Source organism: Providencia sp. PROV061 (assembly GCF_011045655.1).
Lineage (GTDB): Bacteria > Pseudomonadota > Gammaproteobacteria > Enterobacterales > Enterobacteriaceae > Providencia > Providencia hangzhouensis.
Window position 1 is genome coordinate 3,179,890 of sequence record NZ_CP042861.1, and the last position, 17,992, is coordinate 3,197,881.

At 39.7% G+C, this 17,992-nt stretch carries 12 protein-coding genes; 1 reads left to right on the forward strand and 11 read right to left on the reverse strand.

Features of this window, described 5'->3' with window-relative positions; translation table 11 throughout:
* Positions 1-207: 207 nt before the first annotated feature.
* From ldtD to cmoM, 5 genes are all read right to left on the reverse strand, one after another.
* Positions 208-1,959, reverse strand: coding sequence for a L,D-transpeptidase (ldtD, locus tag FVA72_RS14545; protein WP_110591457.1), 1,752 nt, complete (start codon positions 1,957-1,959; stop codon positions 208-210).
* Between the two features lie 412 nt (positions 1,960-2,371).
* Positions 2,372-6,814: a chromosome partition protein MukB gene (mukB, locus tag FVA72_RS14550; protein ID WP_110591456.1), complete on the reverse strand. Its 4,443-nt coding sequence runs from the start codon at positions 6,812-6,814 to the stop codon at positions 2,372-2,374.
* On the reverse strand, positions 6,814-7,539 hold the full coding sequence (gene mukE, locus FVA72_RS14555) for a chromosome partition protein MukE (RefSeq protein ID WP_004256187.1): 726 nt from the start codon (positions 7,537-7,539) through the stop codon (positions 6,814-6,816). The genes mukB and mukE overlap by 1 nt, the downstream gene beginning before the upstream one ends.
* Positions 7,520-8,845: a chromosome partition protein MukF gene (gene mukF / locus FVA72_RS14560; protein ID WP_110591455.1), complete on the reverse strand. Its 1,326-nt coding sequence runs from the start codon at positions 8,843-8,845 to the stop codon at positions 7,520-7,522. The genes mukE and mukF overlap by 20 nt, the downstream gene beginning before the upstream one ends.
* On the reverse strand, positions 8,842-9,630 hold the full coding sequence (gene cmoM / locus FVA72_RS14565; RefSeq protein WP_110591454.1) for a tRNA uridine 5-oxyacetic acid(34) methyltransferase CmoM: 789 nt from the start codon (positions 9,628-9,630) through the stop codon (positions 8,842-8,844). The genes mukF and cmoM overlap by 4 nt, the downstream gene beginning before the upstream one ends.
* 354 nt (positions 9,631-9,984) lie before the next feature.
* Here cmoM and elyC point away from each other — a divergent pair, with 354 nt between their 5' ends.
* The gene (gene elyC, locus FVA72_RS14570) at positions 9,985-10,812 is read left to right on the forward strand and encodes an envelope biogenesis factor ElyC (RefSeq protein WP_110591453.1); all 828 of its coding nucleotides are present in this window, start codon (positions 9,985-9,987) and stop codon (positions 10,810-10,812) included.
* An 87-nt stretch (positions 10,813-10,899) separates the two neighbouring features.
* Here the strand turns inward: elyC and kdsB are convergent, their stop codons facing one another.
* The 6 genes from kdsB to FVA72_RS14600 form a co-directional block, all read right to left on the reverse strand.
* On the reverse strand, positions 10,900-11,646 hold the full coding sequence (gene kdsB / locus FVA72_RS14575; RefSeq protein ID WP_096864230.1) for a 3-deoxy-manno-octulosonate cytidylyltransferase: 747 nt from the start codon (positions 11,644-11,646) through the stop codon (positions 10,900-10,902).
* A gap of 5 nt (positions 11,647-11,651) precedes the next feature.
* Complete coding sequence (locus FVA72_RS14580; RefSeq protein WP_004256203.1) at positions 11,652-11,831, reverse strand: Trm112 family protein; 180 nt, start codon at positions 11,829-11,831, stop codon at positions 11,652-11,654.
* 139 nt (positions 11,832-11,970) lie between these two features.
* Positions 11,971-12,186, reverse strand: coding sequence for a cold-shock protein (locus FVA72_RS14585; protein WP_004256206.1), 216 nt, complete (start codon positions 12,184-12,186; stop codon positions 11,971-11,973).
* Positions 12,187-12,588: 402 nt separating this feature from the next.
* Positions 12,589-13,587: a tetraacyldisaccharide 4'-kinase gene (gene lpxK / locus FVA72_RS14590; RefSeq protein WP_110591452.1), complete on the reverse strand. Its 999-nt coding sequence runs from the start codon at positions 13,585-13,587 to the stop codon at positions 12,589-12,591.
* The gene (msbA, locus tag FVA72_RS14595) at positions 13,584-15,329 is read right to left on the reverse strand and encodes a lipid A ABC transporter ATP-binding protein/permease MsbA (protein ID WP_004256213.1); all 1,746 of its coding nucleotides are present in this window, start codon (positions 15,327-15,329) and stop codon (positions 13,584-13,586) included. Before msbA ends, lpxK begins: the two co-directional genes overlap by 4 nt.
* 36 nt (positions 15,330-15,365) lie before the next feature.
* Positions 15,366-17,669: a DNA internalization-related competence protein ComEC/Rec2 gene (locus FVA72_RS14600; RefSeq protein WP_110591451.1), complete on the reverse strand. Its 2,304-nt coding sequence runs from the start codon at positions 17,667-17,669 to the stop codon at positions 15,366-15,368.
* Between the last annotated feature and the right edge of the window lie 323 nt (positions 17,670-17,992).

The window sequence follows — 17,992 nt, forward strand, 5'->3', positions numbered from 1 at the left end:
CAATCTTAGACACAAAATATGCTGCCTTTATCAAAGTAAGTAAAATAGCCATAGCTGAATAACTATAAAACAATGGAATAAACAGGATAAAAACGGAGAATAGAGGAAACGTCACGGAATGAAAATGTGTAAAAAACAGCGCTCAAGCAGTTAACTCTTAAAATAATTAAGGGGAGAAAATCCCCCCCTTCAAATTAAAACCTACAATTAGTGTAAAATCTTTTTCAATATTGGCAAATATTTATCTGCATTATTAATCGAATTATCATACTGATAAATATCGGCTCGATATTGTGGTTGCTGGTCTTTATCTACCCAAGCCGTTTGGTAGTACAGAAAAACTGGGATCCTATCTGGTATATTCACATACCGTGTTGACCCCTCTTTCAATGCACCGTCAATTCGTTTTTGTTCCCAACCTGCATCACCTAACAAAATACTGGCTAACTCACTTGCTTTATTCACACGCACACATCCAGAGCTTATTGCACGTGCATTACGATTAAACAAACTATGGTTTGGTGTATCGTGTAAATAAATCGCATCTGAACTCGGCATATTAAACTTATAGCGCCCTAATGAGTTAGTTGGGCCCGGAGCTTGTCGAATTCGATATGGGAAATTAGCTGGGGTGATATTATCCCAGTCAATAGCATATGGGTTGATTTCATATGAATCAGCCCCCCAACCAGAATAAACCGTATAGCCTTTTCGACTAAAATAACTTGGGTCTTGCTTCCCTTTTGGGGCGATATCTTTACGTGCCATACTGGTTGGCACACTCCAAGGCGGGTTAATTACCACGTTATTTAGCGCACTGCTCATGATCGGTGTTTTGCGATCTGCACGACCAACAATCACTTTAGAATCTAAAATGACTTCGTCATTTAAATAGAAATCTAAAGAGTAGCCAGGAATATTAACTAATATTCCTGTACCACTACTTGCAGGAATAATACGTAAACGTTGGATATTAAGCGCCATTAAACCTGCTTTTTGTTTTGGCTGCATATTTAACCAAACACGCGTGCCTTTTCCAACTACACCGTCGGCCTCTAAACCATATTGTAATTGGAATTTTTTTACAGCATCAACGAGTTCTTGGTCATATACTTTGGACACGGTACTTGCAAGTGCATCACTTGGCTCTGTTGGTTCGACGGTTTGTTCAACTGCCAGTTCTGCAACTTGAGCCATTGTTTCAGGAGGGGCAACTTCTTCGGTTACATTTCCACCCTCAAGTAACCCTTCACGTTGTAAGATTTGACGTAACATAACCACATCATCGCTAGACTGCCCTGGCTTTAATGCTTTTGTTCCTACTATTTCTAGGTTATCTTCAGGCATCGCTAATAATTTCAGCATTTCCTTGCGCATTGGCAAATACATTGGATGATTCGGTGCCTGTGATTTTACCCAACTACTTAGGTTATTAGATTCAACGGCGTCTATCCATGGTTTCATTTGAGCCGTTGTTGGAGCAATAATTTTATATGGCCGATTAGTATATAGCCAGTACTGCCCGCTCGCCTCTATTGATGACAAATACTGTAAATAGCCAAGCATGGCATCAGATAAAATAACGTCGCGGCCCAGTTCATTTAACTGGTTATTTTCCAGTATTGCCAACCATTCCCCAAATTGAGGCTGAACCCCAGCAAGGGATAATTCTGCCAATTGTTGTTGAAATTGGCTAATTGCCGTTTCATCTTGCCACAATAGCTGCATTTTCCTATCAGCATATAGTTTTGCTAATTGCGTAGAAAAAATAGGTTTCACATCCGTAGGAAGTGATTGTGTTATTTTTACTAAACTTTCTGTTGGTGTAACTGGAGCTACCGCTTGAACTTCAGAAACACTTTGCTGCGTATTTTCTTCATTTGAAAATGCAGGAAACTGTAACGCCATCAACCCGCATATTACTGAGACTTGCAGAGCTCGCACTCTTCTCTTTGCCATACATCCACCTTAATTAACTACATGGATAACAATATTTTTTATTATAATTACAATTTTATTGTATTTAATTTTAGCAGTAATGTTATAGGAATAGACTAATTTTCCTTTTTTCGGATTATAGACAGATAACCACTTAATGAGAAAAAGAATTATTTTCATTATTAGTGGGTATTTATTGGTGCTTTAAACATAGATGAATTTTATTTTAATTAAAAGCTTTAGCTAACGCTTTCTTTCTCACTTAATTTCCATATAGAAAAAGAGGTTTTCATCATGAAAAATATGTTTTAAACATCGGGTTTTATTCAAATTAATTAATAATCTTGTTAAATTGCATTTGCACTATTTGTTAAATACAAGAAAACCGATATTTATTCCTAAATACCGGCTTTCATTTCATTCACAAAAACTATTACTGCAATGTTGGTGCTTGTACGTTCGGGGTTTCTTGTCCGAAGCCTTTTAAGCCAACCACATGCACATGCTCATGATTACCAACCACTTTACGAACTAGCTTATAGGTTGTGCCCTTCTCAGGGCTAATATTCTCAGGCGCCGCAATAATTAGCTGCATTTCTAACCTGTCACACAGTTCAAATAAGGTTGCAATTGATTTAGCATCTAATCGCGCAGCTTCATCTAAGAATAATAACCGGCAAGGAATAATATCTTTAGCACGCAGACGGCGAGACTCTTCTTCCCAGCTTTGTACTACCATCACTAAGATGGACATACCTGTACCAATAGCCTCACCGGTGGATAACGCACCACTTTCTGCTTTTAACCAGCCATCTGAACCTCTATTAACCTCAACTTCTAATTCTAAGTAGTTGCGGTAATCGAGTAATTCTTCACCGATGGTTTGTGGCAACCGCTGCCCAACATCCACTTGAGGGTTAAGGCGTTGGTATAATTTCGCCATCGCTTCAGAGAAAGTTAACCGTTGGCTGGTAAACAAGTCTTGATGCATTTCACTTTCTTCAGAAAGGACACTGAGTAACAGCGCATGGCTTTCTCGAATATTCACATTGAGGCGAACCCCTTTAACCTGACCAAATGCCACGGCTTGCAGCCCTTGGTTTAGCATACGAATTCGATTCTGTTCGCGCTGAATGGTTTTGCGAATAATATTCGCCACACTTTTTGAACTGATCGCCAATTTTTGCTCACGCGCCGTTAGCTCTTCCGTTAAGCGCGCCAGCTCAATTTCCATTTGCTCGATTGCATCAATCGGGTCATCTGTACGAATGATGTCTTGGCGAATACGTTCACGTAGGTGTTGATATACCGCGATAAAGAATTTGATCTTCCGCTCAGGGTGTTTTGGATCTTCGGACAAACGCAGTACATCACGTAAATGTTCGTTATCCGCAACCGCTAAACGCAACGCACCTAAGGCTTTATCCGACATGGAACGTAAGCTATCACCGTCAGTATAGGCCAGCTCACGGCGATGTAAACGACGCTCGACGCCATTGTCTTTCACCAAGCGCATTACAGCACACCAACCTGCTTTTGCCGTCACTACCTGCTCACGCAGCATATAGTAGTCTTTTTCTAACTTACGAAGCCGCTTCTGTAAGTTATCCATTTCAGCTTCACATAATGTCAGCTGTTTTTCTAACTGGTTAATACGGCTACGATTTTCCATGACGCGCTGGTGCAGCTCATCACGTCGAATACGAGCGCGCTCTTGAGCATCAGGATCAGCTTTTACGCCGATCTCTTGCATCTCAACCTCGAGCTCTTTCAACATTTCTTGTTTGGTATCGAAAGAACTGCGTAACGAGGCGAGAACTTGATGGAATTGTGCGCTTTGCGCTTGGTGCTGACGCAGCTGTTCGCGAGCGCGTGTACGCTCGGTTTCTGCCTGTTCTAAACGCTGACGTAATTTTTCATTCAAGTCCGCGTTTTCATTCACCATTCCTGTTGAGTCACTGTAACTAAAGTGAGCACGACGCTGAACAACCTCAACTAATGCAAAGGCTTGCTGTTTTGCATTTTGTTGGCTGTGTTTTGCTGACTCATAATCTTTGCGTAATTGTTCATGTTGTTCAGGATCACTGAGTAACACTGTCACAATCGGTTCTAACTTTTCTAACGCATTACCATGTTTATTCAGGAAATGTGCCGCTTCTTCTGCTTCCGTTAGTTCTTCGTTTATCTCTTCGACTCTGTCCGCCAATGTTTCATCGAGTAATAACCCCATTTGAGGTAATAAACGATTAAGAGCCGCAAGGCTTTCTTTACCTTGTGCAAATTGTTGGCGTTGCTGCTGAGTTTGCTCTTCAAATTGTGCCAAAGCACGTTCAATTTCCGTGCGTTTCTGGTTAAGCGAACGAATTTCAGCTTCAGGATCATCTTCAAAGGCCACGGAAATGTGTTGGCCTATAAACCGACTGAATGCTTGGTGAGAACGCTGAATTTTCTGCACATCAAATGACAGGTTCGCGTAACGCTCAGCAAGCTCATCACGTTCAGCAGTTAATGACTCTAAATGACTTTCACGAGCAGCACGACCAAACAAAGGTAATTCAGGATAACGAGAGTAACGCCATTGACGCTCAGACGAACGGACTAATACCGCATTTTCAAATTCCTGCGCATCAAAAACGCTGTCATCGAACGATTGAGGATCCCCCTCGATAAAATAAACATCGTCAGGGCAATCTTGTAATGTTTCGAGCTGGCCACGGACCACAGATAAGTCTTGAACCACAATACCATGACGAGCTGGGCCATATAACGCAGAAAAATAAGCCGCATCTTCGATGGTAATGTCATCATAAATTTCTGATAACAAAACACCATTAAAACGCTCAGCCAACGCTAACATGCGGCCATCTTCCGCACCACTTGGCTGACTTAACCGCTCAATTTGCTTTTCGAGATCTTTACGTTGCGCAGCAACTTCATCTCGTTCAACCGTTATTTCCCTTTCTTGTTCAAGGAGTTGCTGCATAAACTCAGTCACAGCAGTACTTGACTCAAACGTTTCATGGGATTGCTCATTAAGCTGCGTTAGCGCTTCTTGAGCCATAATCCATGCAGGGGCTTTAGATGAAAGTTGGCTAATACGCTGGCGAATTTGTTCCAGTTCTTGGCGCATTTGCATTCGTCTTTCGCCACTCTCATTCACACCAATACTGAGCTCTTCTTGTTGCGCTTCCAGCTCAGCCATCAGTGCATCAAGTTCATCTGGCTCATAGCTTTGGCCATGACGTTTACAGAATTCCGCCAATAAGCGTTCTGCATTTTGCTGGCTATTCAGACGTTGTTGCAATTCAGATAGCTGCATACGTAATGGTTGTACACGATCCGCTAAATGTTGTTGTGATGACCAATCACGTAATAATGTACGCGCTTGTTGGTATGCATCACTGCGGCTAACTTCCCCTACCATATTTCTAACTAATTGATAGGCTTGCTCAAATTGGCTATGTGCGGCATCCGCCACACTCATTTTTTGCTCAAGCGCTAATAACGCTTGGGTAGCTTGCTGTTCACGCGCTTCGAAGGTATCTAGCCATTCATCTGCGTTATCAATGGATAATTCAGGAAGCTGGCACAATTCACGAGCACGCGTTAAGGCATGCAAGGCTTGCTGGTACTGAATGGCACGTGTTTGTTGTACATCCAGTGCTTGTTGGTAGTCAGCTAATTGATTTTTTAATTCATCAACTTCAATTTCAGCAGCTTCAGCTCGTACTTCATATTCTTCTTGAGTTTCAGTCGCTTCAGCAACAACTTCACTTTGTTCTTCAAGACGATAAGTCAGTTCTTCGATATCTGCTTGATAGCGATCGATTTTTTCTTGTTGACGCAGCGCGGCTTGCACTAAATTTAAATGGTCACTCGCAGCTTGGTAGTCCGCTTCTAATTCTGTAGATGCCCCATTTTGCTCATTCAATTCACGCGCCATTTCGACGCTACGAACTTGTTCAACACGTAATTGTTTACGGCTAGCTAATAGCTCATTGCGCGCAGCCAGTGCTGCATCAAGGTGAATGCGTCTTTCATTGGAATGGCGCATATAATCCGCAGAAACATAATCAGTCGCCTGGCTAATCAAATGTTTGAATAAGTCGCGGTCTGATTGAGTGACACGAATGGCTTCTAATGTTAAACGGTTTTCACGCAGAGCCGCTTCCATATCTTGGAATGCTTTACGTACCCCACTGTTTTCTGGCAACAAATAATCACGTAATGAGCGAGTAATGGCACTAGAAATACCGCCATATAGTGACGCTTCAATCAGTCGATAATATTTGCTTCGGTCACTCGCAGAACGTAAGCGTTTCGGTAACACGCCTAATTCAAACAGTGTCGAGTGGTAATCGGTAATTGAGCTAAACTGCTTAAACAAAACGCCTTCCTGTTCTTCAAGACGTTCTTTTAGCTCATTGAGTGGGATCACTTTTGCTTGGCGGCCATCGATAACTTCCGTCAATATTTCCGTTGGAACTGTCGCTAATGGAATGCCTTGTACCATAAATGGCTTAATATCGACTTTTTTATCGCGCCCTGCGACTTGCTGTAAACGCACCCCCACCATGACGCGCTGATGCTTCGAATTTAACACATCCAAAATAGCGTAACAGACACCAGGACGTAACTTACCATGCAAGCCTTTATCACGAGAACCTGAGGTCGCGCCGGCTTCCGTTGTGTTACGGAAGTGAAGTAAGGTTAAATCTGGGATCATTGCGGTAATAAATGCCGCCATGGTTGTTGATTTACCTGCACCATTACCACCCGATAACGTGGTCACTAATTCATCAAGGTCAAAAGTTCGGGCAAAAAAACCGTTCCAATTCACCAGCGTCAGTGAGCGAAATTTTCCGCGTTCAATCATTATTCTTCATCCTCATCACTTTCTGCCGGTTCTTGACTCTCTTCGCCATCCTCTTCATCACTATCTTTTAGTGATAATTCACCGTCAAGAGAGATAGCTTCACCATCACGGATCATCCGTAACTGTGCATCTTGTGGGTTATCGCCACTGCGCACATCGGCGCCAAAACGGAATACAGATTCACTAATAATAAATTTACTCGAATCATTTTGCAGAAAATGCACCATTCCCAAGCGACGTAAACGGTTGAGTGATGTTCTTAATTTTTCCTGCAATTTTTGTTTGTCTAGGTCAGAACCTGTCGAACGTTGATTAACAAATTTAAGTAGTTTGCTTTCATCCGCTAATGATAATAATTCTTCAAATAACTCTTGTGAGGTAAAAATACCTTGGTTACTCAAGCGTTCCGGGCTGAGATAGAGATAACAAAGAATTTTCCCAACCATCATATCTAATTCAGATAACACAGAGCGAGGTATTAAGGTTGTTGATCGCGGACGTAAATAGAAGAACCCCTCAGGGGCACGAATTAATTCTACGTTATATCGTGCATAAAATTGTTCTAATGCTTCCTGAAAATCCATTAAAAATGCGTGGTTATCAAGGTCATCAACACTAATATGGCGACCTGAACGCAATTGGCTGTCTAGCTCTGGAAAAATCGGGTTAGCTAATGCTTGAGCCAGTTTAACTGGCATAAATTGTTCAATATTTGTCGATGACATGTGCCTGTACCTTGGCTCCGTGATCATTAATAGCTTGCCATTCTGCCGGTAATCCCGCCAAATCAGCCTCTGCGATACCTAATTTAACAGCTTGGTCGATAATAATTCGAGCAACATCAAAATGACGTTTTTGCGGATATTGCAGTAAGTACTCATGCAACACCCGGCCAACATCGAGCGGCCGTTGCTCTGTTTTATAAATGGCTAACTCAACTTCCATTAGCTCAGCAAGCTTGTCATTTAATTCACTAAACTCTTCAAATTCAAGCTCTGGTGGTAATTCACCCATGACCTCTTCATCATGCAACGCGAGCTCTTCATCACGCATATCGAATAACCGATCCGCATTAGCGTAAGTGAGTGCCCAAGGGCTATCAAGGTAGTGCTGAACGGATTGACGTAACCGCTGAGAAAATATTCTATTTTTATCCATATCGATAGCTGTACGGATAAACTTATGAACATGACGGTCATAACCAATCCATAAATCGATAGATTGTTGACCCCAGCTAACAATACGGTCTAATTTATTTTGCAGGTCAAAAACCAACCTATCCACTAAGTCAGAGAACGCCGGCGCATTCATATTAGCTTCTTGAATACGTAATAAATTCGCTTGCAGTTTATCCCCTGCGGCTTCCAATGTGTCTTGCAACTCACGCAATGTACCTGATGTTTCTGATAGTAATTGCTCACAGTTAGCGATAGCTGCCTGCCAGTCTTGATTTAATAATGCGGCAATATCTTCTTTTACTGAATTTTGCTGTTCATCCATAATACGTTGGGATAAATCAATACTGTCAAAAATTTCAGCAACTGAATATTTTAGTGGGGCAAACACGTAACGATGCCAATAAAATTCATCACCACCTTCCTCTGCGGCTTCAGCGGCACGTTGCAGCTCTCCTGCAACAATAGAAAGTTGCATGGAGAGTCTTAATGTTGAGAACTCTCTCTGACGAATATAATAATCGCTGATGCCAATCCCCAAAGGGGTTAGCCGGTAAATTGCATTACCTTCAACAATGTCACTGGCAAAACGGTTAAAAATCTTCTGGCGAACCATATCATTGATGGCATTATTGGCCCTTACTGACAATGATTCAGTTGTCTGCTCAAACCCTTTGCAAACTTCACGAAAGGCATCAACCAGTTCCCCTTCACTCATTTCACCATTGACTCTTTCACTGTTTAATACCGCTACCGCGAGCAAAAATGCTAAACGTTCAGCGGGAAGTGAAATCGAAAAATCATTTTTTCGTGCCCAAGACACAAGTTCAGGGACGGTCTGGGAAAAATCACTCATAAATCGTCCTTTTGTATTTGTTTGCGTGCCATGACATGAATATAACGCCCCATGCTAATATAGGGTTCTTCACGGCAATACTGCTGTTCTAATGCCAACAATGCCGGAAAATCTTTTTGCTGTAACTGCCGACTTTGTAAATAGTCATGGAATACCCTGACACCACTTTTACCGATGATTTGCATATTACACTCGCCTAACCAAGCATCAACCTGATGAGGAAAAAGCGGGTTTTGTGGTGATAACGAGCGTTTACGACGACGTTGAATATTTGGCGTTGCAAGATGAAAATTTCCCAAAATTGCATTACGCATCACCAGACCATTTGCATTATAGAACATGACAGAAAATACGCCTTCTGGTCTAATTATATCTACCAGTTGTTCAATTGCATATTTTTGATCGCTAATCCATTCAAGTACCGCATGAAATAAAACAAGGTCAACAGGTTCATCAATATATTGTGCGATATCTTGCACTGCACAATGAACAAAACGCATGTTATCGCTAATACCTTGTTCCTTGGCAAGCTCACTGCCTCGTTCCAACATCTCTTCAGATAAATCGCAAAGTATCACCTGATGCCCCATTTCGGCGAGTTTGCGTGAAAAGTGTCCTTCACCACCACCTGCATCAAGTATTTTTAGAGTTTTACCCTCAAATTGGCTGCTTAATAATTGAGTTAAATCTTGCCAAACTACCGCTTCTCGTATTTTTCCTTTTGTCGTTCCGTAGATATTTTTTGCAAATTTATCGACAATATCATCAAAGTTGCGGTCTGCCATGTGCTATCCGGTTGCCTATCATCTATTATTTAAAGCGGTTTATGAGCCAATTTGTCGCGAAAAAACGTAAAATGGTTGATTACATCCTGATATTGAGAAAATTAACTCTAACCAGAAATATTCTCATATTGCAGCGTATTTATCACATACAATGCGAGGCGACTGTTAAAACAGGAATTATAACAGATAATAGCTATATTTTTGCATAGTACTTCATTGTGCTCAGCAAATTTCAGTTTGCTACTATTAAACACTATTCTGTTATTTTCCCTCTAATTTCGCTGCGTTATTGCATATTTTTCCGTAGATTCTGCCACAATGATTAATCGATAACCCTTAAAAATAGGCTTAGTTATGTTATTTATCTTAAAAAAATATATTGGTTCTCTATTGATGCCATTACCATTATTACTCATCATCGGGTTTATCGGATTGCTTTTGCTTTGGTTTACACGCTGGCAGCGTTGTGGAAAGGCGTTTACTACCCTAAGTTTAGTTTTAATAACTCTGTTGGGGTTACAACCTGTTTCAGATACTTTACTTGCCCCAGCAGAAAAACAATTCAATAAGCGCTATGAATTAATTACTGAGAATCCACCTCAAGATGTACGTTATATTGTTGTTCTCGGTGGCGGTTTTACGTATAACCCTGATTGGAGTCCAAGTTCCAATCTATTGAATAATAGCCTACCTAGAGTGACTGAAGGTGTTCGTCTTTACCTTAAACACCCTGGTAGTAAACTAATTTTCACTGGCGGTAAAGCGAGTAGTCCTATCAGCAGTGCCGAAGTTGCTGCACAAGTTGCTCAATCCTTGGGTGTCCCCGCACAAGATACTATTCCACTCACTGAACCCAAAGATACACAAGAGGAAGCTTATGAAGTTGAAAAAATCATTGGGAAATCTCCTTTTTTATTAGTAACTTCTGCTAACCATTTACCTCGAGCGATGACTATGTTTACTCAACGAGGAATGAACCCTTTCCCTGCCCCCGCAAATCAGTTGGTTATCACGAGTGAAATTAATCCATGGGAGAAATATATCCCTTCCTCTTATTTCTTTGGCCATAGTGAACGTGCTTGGTATGAATTTCTTGGTACGCTTTGGTGGCATTTAAAACCCAATAATACACAGGCGTTAGTAGAGCAACTTGCTACGCCTGAGGCAGTTACCGCTGAATAGCAGCAAAAAAGGTGTAATCTATTGAGATTACACCTTTTGTTTAGCTAAATCGCATATTGGCTATTTGAGCTATTAGGAAAATGTGGGCTACTGAATAAATTGGCTTCTAACGAGTTCAAGATCTTCAGGGGTATCAACACCAGCACCTGGCGTAGTTTTCGCGACATCCACATGAATTTTCTCGCCATACCAAAGCACCCTAAGTTGCTCTAGCATTTCGATTTTCTCTAATGGGCTTGCTTCCCACTTAATATAACGACGAATAAACCCTGCTCGATAAGCGTATATACCAATGTGACGCAAAAAGGTATCCCCTATTACATCATGGCTTTTCGCAAAGTTGTCTCTATCCCAAGGAATAGTTGCCCGAGAAAAATACAATGCATAACCTTCGTGATCAGTAACAACCTTGACAGTATTTGGATTAAACGCTTCATGAGCATCATTAATAGGTACAGCTAGCGTCCCCATTTCAGCTTTACTCCCCTGAAGATTACGAGCAACTTGGCTGATAATCTCAGGTGGAATTAAAGGTTCATCACCTTGCACATTCACGATGATTTCATCGTCAGAAAAAGCATAGGTATCAATAACTTCAGCTAGTCTTTCTGTCCCAGACTGATGATTTGGGTTAGTCATACAAGCTTCACCACCTGCTTCAATCACCGCTTTAGCAACATCAGAGTGATCTGTCGCAACTATCACTCGGCTAGCCCCCGATTTAACAGCTTGCTCCATTACTCGAACAACCATTGGCTTGCCATGGATATCAGCCAAAGGTTTACCTGGTAAGCGTGTTGAGGCATAACGAGCAGGAATAATAACCGTAAACATGAGGATTACTGACCTTCATCTAATGAAACGGGGCGCGCTTCATTTTCTAGTAATACAGGGATGCCGTCACGAATTGGATAGGCTAAATGATCAAACTTACAGATAAGTTCGAGGTTTTCTTTGTTATAACTTAATTTGCCGTGACATACAGGACAGGCAACGATTTCAAGTAAACGGTGATCCATGTTTTCTCCCGAATGGATTTTAACTCACTTGGAGTCAGGATATCACATGCAGATATCACCGTTAACTTTAATCTTCCTGAATAAGATCTCCTGCGAGAGATGAGAGGATAAAAGCAGGAGAAATTGTTCTGTTTATTATCTAATAAGCAATAACGTCAGCTGCCGTTATGCCATCCGAATTACGAGTAACAGAGAACTCAACGTTTTGACCTTCGAATAATGATTTGATTTTTTTATTAGCAATTGACTTTGTTGTCACAAATACATCATCACCACCATTGAATGGTGAAATAAAACCGTAACCTTCTTTTGCGTCAAACCATTTAACTCGACCCATATGTAATTGAAAATTCATATTAAAACTCCTTTTGTTCTGAGAACAATATTTTTTTTATCTTTGTATCATTACTCTTTCTTGCTTCCCATTTATAAAATGCCGATCTATTAATACATCAAAGAGTAATTAAACTTTACCAATTCATGCGCACAAATCATTGCGCATATTTTATAACGCCCATATATATAGATTTCAGACACCGCTAATCTACTGCGAAGTTAACAGTCTATTTTGACATTATGATGACAAAACGCAGTGACAGCGACTTTACAATGTAGATTACGCGAGGATATGAAGACTAACTAAAGAACGGAGCGTGAAATTTAAGCTAGTATAAAATCCAATTATCAATGTATTGTATCTAGATACATAATAAGTAGATCTATATCACATTGGAGATATTATTATCACAGAGGAACGTTATAGACAAGTTTTTTTGTTATTTGTGATAAGTTTTCTTATTCCGCTTAAGATTTTTTCAGCGTCAATCGGCTGCAATTGTGCTTGTACTGGAAGGAACCACCAATTTGGTTGTGCAAAAGCACGGCATTTCACCGCGTCTTTTTCGGTCATTAATAAGTTTTGCTCATTTTTAACTAACGGTGAAAGCTGTTTTAATTCATACGATTGGTGATCAGCAAAAGCATGAGTGTTAATAACTTCGACCCCTTTGTTTTCTAATGAGGTAAAAAAACGAGGAGGATGACCAATACCTGCTATTGCGACAACCGCAGGTAATTGTGTAACTGCACGTTTTTCACCAGTCACCAAGTTATAAGCAACATCGCCTTCAAGGGCCATTACGGCTTCATTTTCTTGAGCTTCACCACCGTTAACAATGACAGCATTAACACGCTTTAAACGCCCAGCCCTTTCACGCATAGGCCCTGCGGGTAGCCACCAACCATTACCAAAACGACGCTGGCCATCAATAACGACAATCTCGTAGTCACGTTGCAATGCATAGTGCTGCAACCCATCATCAGTAATAATTACATCTAATTGGAATTTTTCCAATAACGCTTTAACTGCATCACTGCGCTTAGGCGCAACAGCCACGGGGGATTTAGTACGATGAAAAATTAGTATGGGTTCATCCCCAGCAACTTCAGTTTTCGTCGTTTCATCGAGTATCAGCGGGTACTTTTCAGCTTTACCGCCATACCCTCGAGAAACAACCCCCACGCGGTAGCCTTCTTTGGTGAGTGATTCCACTAACCAGATAACAACAGGGGTTTTACCATTTCCCCCCGCTGTCAGGTTTCCCACCACTACCACTGGAATTGGCGCTTTCCATGAACGTTTCAGCCCGATTTTATAAGCTATATCCCTAATTACCGTTACCAACCCATAAAGGAAAGATAACGGCAGCAATAAAAGATACAGCCATGACTTGCCAGACCAAATGCGTTCTATCATTGTTTAAACTGAATGCTATGTAACTGTGAATATGCGCCATCTTGAGCTAATAGCGATTTATGGTCACCACGCTCAATGATTCGGCCATCTTGTACAACTAATATCTCATCTGCATTTTCTATCGTCGATAACCTGTGGGCAATGACCAAAGATGTTCTATTTTTCTGTAACTCATCAAGAGCAGCTTGAATAGCACGTTCAGACTCTGTATCTAGCGCGGATGTCGCCTCATCAAGAATAAGAATTGGGGCATCACGTAGCAGTGCTCGAGCAATCGCGATCCTTTGACGTTGCCCTCCAGAAAGCATAACACCATTTTCACCAATAACCGTGTCCAAGCCTTTTTCAAGTTTAGCAATAAAATCCATTGCATAAGCCATTTCTGCAGCTTTCTCTATTTGCTCACGGCTGTAGCTGCCGTCTGTTGCATAGGCAATATTATTGGCTATCGTATCGTTAAATAGATAAACATGCTGAGAAACTAACGCGACTTGACTACGTAATGAAGATAACGTGTATTCACGAATGTCATGCCCATCAATTTGAATAGACCCTTCGTCGATGTCATAAAAACGTGTAATCAAATTTGCAATTGTGGACTTACCTGAACCTGATCGCCCAACCAGAGCAACTGATTTCCCTGCTGGCAAAGTAAACGAAACATCGTCTAACGCAGGATGTTCTTTGGTTGCATAGGTAAAGGTAACATGTTCAAATTTAATATCTCCTTTAACCTCTTTAAGTACTTTATTTCCGTTATCTTTTTCTTGTTCGGAATCTAAGATAGCAAATAAAGTTTGGCAAGCCGCCATACCACGCTGGAATTGTGAGTTAACGTTAGTTAATGATTTTAAAGGACGCATCAGTGCAAACATTGATGAAAAAACAACTGCAATTGTACCCGATGTTAATTCATCACGAATTTCAGGAAAGCTCGCTGCATAAAGGACAAATGCTAGTGCAAATGATGCAATTAACTGAACAATAGGGTCTGAAATTGCTGAAGCGGTTACCATTTTCATATTTTGGCGGCGCATGTTGTTACTGACTTTATTAAAGCGTTCAGTCTCAACTTTCTGTCCCCCAAAAATTAAAACTTCTTTATGGCCTTTTAACATCTGTTCAGCACTTGCCGTCACATGCCCCATTCCGGTTTGCATGTTTTTACTAATCTTACGAAAACGTTTAGAGACGATACGAATAGTGACTGATACAATCGGGGCAATTACGATTAAAATAAGAGAAAGTTGCCAGCTATAATAAAACATCATCGCAAACAACCCGATGATATAAGCACTTTCACGAATAATTGTAATTAATGCTCCAGAAGAAGAAGATGCAACTTGTTCTGAATCATAGGTAATTCTAGATAATAGTGTTCCTGTTGATTGCTGGTCAAAAAAACTAACAGGCATTCCCATCATATGACCAAATAATTTACGCCGCATGTTCATCACGACTTTACCTGCAACCCAGGAAACACAATAGGTTGAAACAAAGCTAGACCCACCACGAACAACCATTAAACCTAACACCGCAAGCGGAAGCCATTTTAAAACGTCATTATCTGCTTTATCAAAGCCCTCATCCAATAAAGGTTTTAATAAAGAAATCATAAACGCGTCACCCGCTGCGTTTATGATAAGTGCTATTGCTGCAACGATTAAACCCGCTTTAAAAGGCGCAATTATCGGCCACAAGCGACGAAAAGTTTGTTTTGTCGAAAGGTCTTTATCATTCATACTTTTAATTACCAGACTTAATGTAAGCGCACTATTCTACTCGGGAAATAGCGGTAAGCCAAACCACAGATGATACCAGCGGGGCTGAATTTCATAGCGATAACGTGAAATTTTAATTTTTTCCTTTTTAAACCATATAGTTAACTGGCCATCTTCCGCTGTATTTAACCATTTAATATTATTATTTTTATACCGAAAATAGACTTTTGGCGATGGAATTTTCCATGCACTATACCTTGCTGATGAGACTACCACCATTGAAGGTTGAACATTTCTTAATAATAAATCAGTTGATGACGTGCTGCTTCCATGATGAGGAGCGAAAAGAAGAGTCGAACGTAACCGATTCTTGTACATTGCGACCAGTGATTTTTCCCCTTGTTTTTCGATATCTCCTGTTAATAAAATTTTATGAAACCCATCCGTTAATTGAATAACACAAGAATCATCATTATGTGATATTGGTGCTAGCTTTTCAGGCCATAATACTTCAAAAGTTAATATCCCCCACTGCCATTTTTGGCCTTTAAAACACGGAAGGTGTTCCATACTTTTTATATTATTAGTTTTTTCCCTATTTACCGACGTTTTTTGTGGACTAAAGCTACTTCTTACACTTAGCCATGGGTATTGCTGGATTAAATAATTTGTGCCACCAGTATGGTCTAAATGATTATGGCTTAAAATTATCCCAATTGGGGTGATATCGTGATATTTAAGAAAAGGAACAATTTGACGCTGTGCATTGCTTCCCCCTTTCCAAGCGTTTCCAGTATCATAAAGTAATGCCAAGTTGTTTTGTTCTATCACAACCGCTAACCCGTGGCCGATATCTAATACCGTAATTTTCCAGCCTTCTTTGAATTGCTTACCACTTCCCCTTTCTAAGAAAATTGAAATAACCACACAACCAATAAGCCCAAAATAACGTTTATACCACTTAAATAAGACAACAATGATGCTTAGCCAACATATTAAAAATAAATAATAAGGAACATTGATAAATTCTGACCAAAAGGTACTTAAATAAGGTAATGGTTCTAGCCCCATATCTATAACCCTATCTATCGTATATAAAATAGGTTGCTGAACCACTTTTATTGGTACTAAAAACAAGAGCAAAATAGCAGGAACAACACACCAAGAAACTAACGGGACAAACCAGATATTTGCCACTAACCCCATTACATTAATACCATTAAATAGACTAAGTTGCATTGGGATCAGTAAGACTAGTAAGCCAATTTGTAAATGGGTTAACCCTATAATTTTCCCCTTTACACCTTTAGATAAATGATATGGTAGTGGAAATATGGTTAACCAATAAAGAATGGCTAGCACAGCGAAACTAGATAACCAAAAACTATCTGACAAAATAGCTAATGGGTCTAATAATAATATTCCTGCGATACTCCACAGTGCCCATTGCCAAGCAAAATACCTTGCAGGCTTATTTCTGATATATACCCATAATAGTAGGGCAAATAATGCTCGAGTCGCAGGGATAGCAAAGCCAGAGATCCATGCATAAAAAATTGCTAGCCCTATACCAATTACTACTGGTAGTGTTTCATTTACATACTTTATTGATAAAAAATATTGAATCCCTCGAGTGATAAGAAAGCCAAACAAGTAAGCTAACCCAATATGCAAGCCTGATATAGCCATTAAATGTGTCAAACCTGTTCTCTGTAGTAAATATGTTTGTTCTACTGCCAACAAACTTCTATCTCCAAACATTAGTCCATAAATAATCCCTTTATTAGATAATGAATTAATTAGCTCCATATAATTATGGATAACTTTTTGTCTTACAGAACAATCCTTTTTTAATAATTCTATTTTCTTACTTTTCAAAACCCCAATGATTCTATTAGCCAAATAATAACGTTGTAGGTTAAATCCTCCTTCATTTAGTGAGCTGTGTAGTGGCTTTACAGTGCCATTGATTCGCCACAACTGCCCAGCGCAAACAGTTTCCTTTGTTTTCCACGTAGCATATAAAGGAGGGAAAACAATGCGGTTGTTAATTTTATCAATACGTACTTTGATTTTTTGTTCTTTGTCACTTAATGAAATACCAACAATAACTATATTAATATCGTTATTTTTTGTAGATAGATAATTGATATGGTTAATGATATTAATTCCATGCCAATTAGCCCATAAAAAAAACATAATAATTAGTGCTAAAAATTTGCCTGATTTACCAAATATAAAGAATATTATTAATACCGATACAAACAAAGAAACAAATAATAATTCACTCAGCATTAAAATTTTAGGTATAAATAAAAGTGGTAATGTACCTAAAATCAAAGCAATAGAAGCCATTGTCATCGAAACAGACAATTTCCCATTAAAGATTAAATTACATTTTTTGATTGAGTTATTTAGCCATCTTATTATGTAGATGATATTTTTTATCAACTTTTGTATCCCTACATAGCGTTTATTTGCTTTAGTTTATTTATTCCTATGAATTTTTTAAGTCTCTTTGTTTTATTTTTCGTAGCGCTTCCCAATATGTTTTTTACTGATAAAAATATACATATTAGTTTGCGAGGAGCTTCGCAAAACACATATATATCTCTAAAGCTGCTTTTGGATTTATTTTATTATTTTTATAGGCTTTAAAAGTATAGAAGTGGTGTTGGTGTTGG

Excerpts from the sequence above, each read along its gene's own strand:
- ldtD (WP_110591457.1), bottom strand. The coding sequence starts at position 1,959 with ATGGCAAAGAGAAGAGTGCGAGCTCTGCAAGTCTCAGTAATATGCGGG.
- mukB (WP_110591456.1), bottom strand. The coding sequence starts at position 6,814 with ATGATTGAACGCGGAAAATTTCGCTCACTGACGCTGGTGAATTGGAAC.
- mukE (WP_004256187.1), bottom strand. The coding sequence starts at position 7,539 with ATGTCATCGACAAATATTGAACAATTTATGCCAGTTAAACTGGCTCAA.
- mukF (WP_110591455.1), bottom strand. The coding sequence starts at position 8,845 with ATGAGTGATTTTTCCCAGACCGTCCCTGAACTTGTGTCTTGGGCACGA.
- cmoM (WP_110591454.1), bottom strand. The coding sequence starts at position 9,630 with ATGGCAGACCGCAACTTTGATGATATTGTCGATAAATTTGCAAAAAAT.
- elyC (WP_110591453.1), top strand. The coding sequence starts at position 9,985 with ATGTTATTTATCTTAAAAAAATATATTGGTTCTCTATTGATGCCATTA.
- kdsB (WP_096864230.1), bottom strand. The coding sequence starts at position 11,646 with ATGTTTACGGTTATTATTCCTGCTCGTTATGCCTCAACACGCTTACCA.
- FVA72_RS14580 (WP_004256203.1), bottom strand. The coding sequence starts at position 11,831 with ATGGATCACCGTTTACTTGAAATCGTTGCCTGTCCTGTATGTCACGGC.
- FVA72_RS14585 (WP_004256206.1), bottom strand. The coding sequence starts at position 12,186 with ATGAATTTTCAATTACATATGGGTCGAGTTAAATGGTTTGACGCAAAA.
- lpxK (WP_110591452.1), bottom strand. The coding sequence starts at position 13,587 with ATGATAGAACGCATTTGGTCTGGCAAGTCATGGCTGTATCTTTTATTG.
- msbA (WP_004256213.1), bottom strand. The coding sequence starts at position 15,329 with ATGAATGATAAAGACCTTTCGACAAAACAAACTTTTCGTCGCTTGTGG.
- FVA72_RS14600 (WP_110591451.1), bottom strand. The coding sequence starts at position 17,669 with ATGACAATGGCTTCTATTGCTTTGATTTTAGGTACATTACCACTTTTA.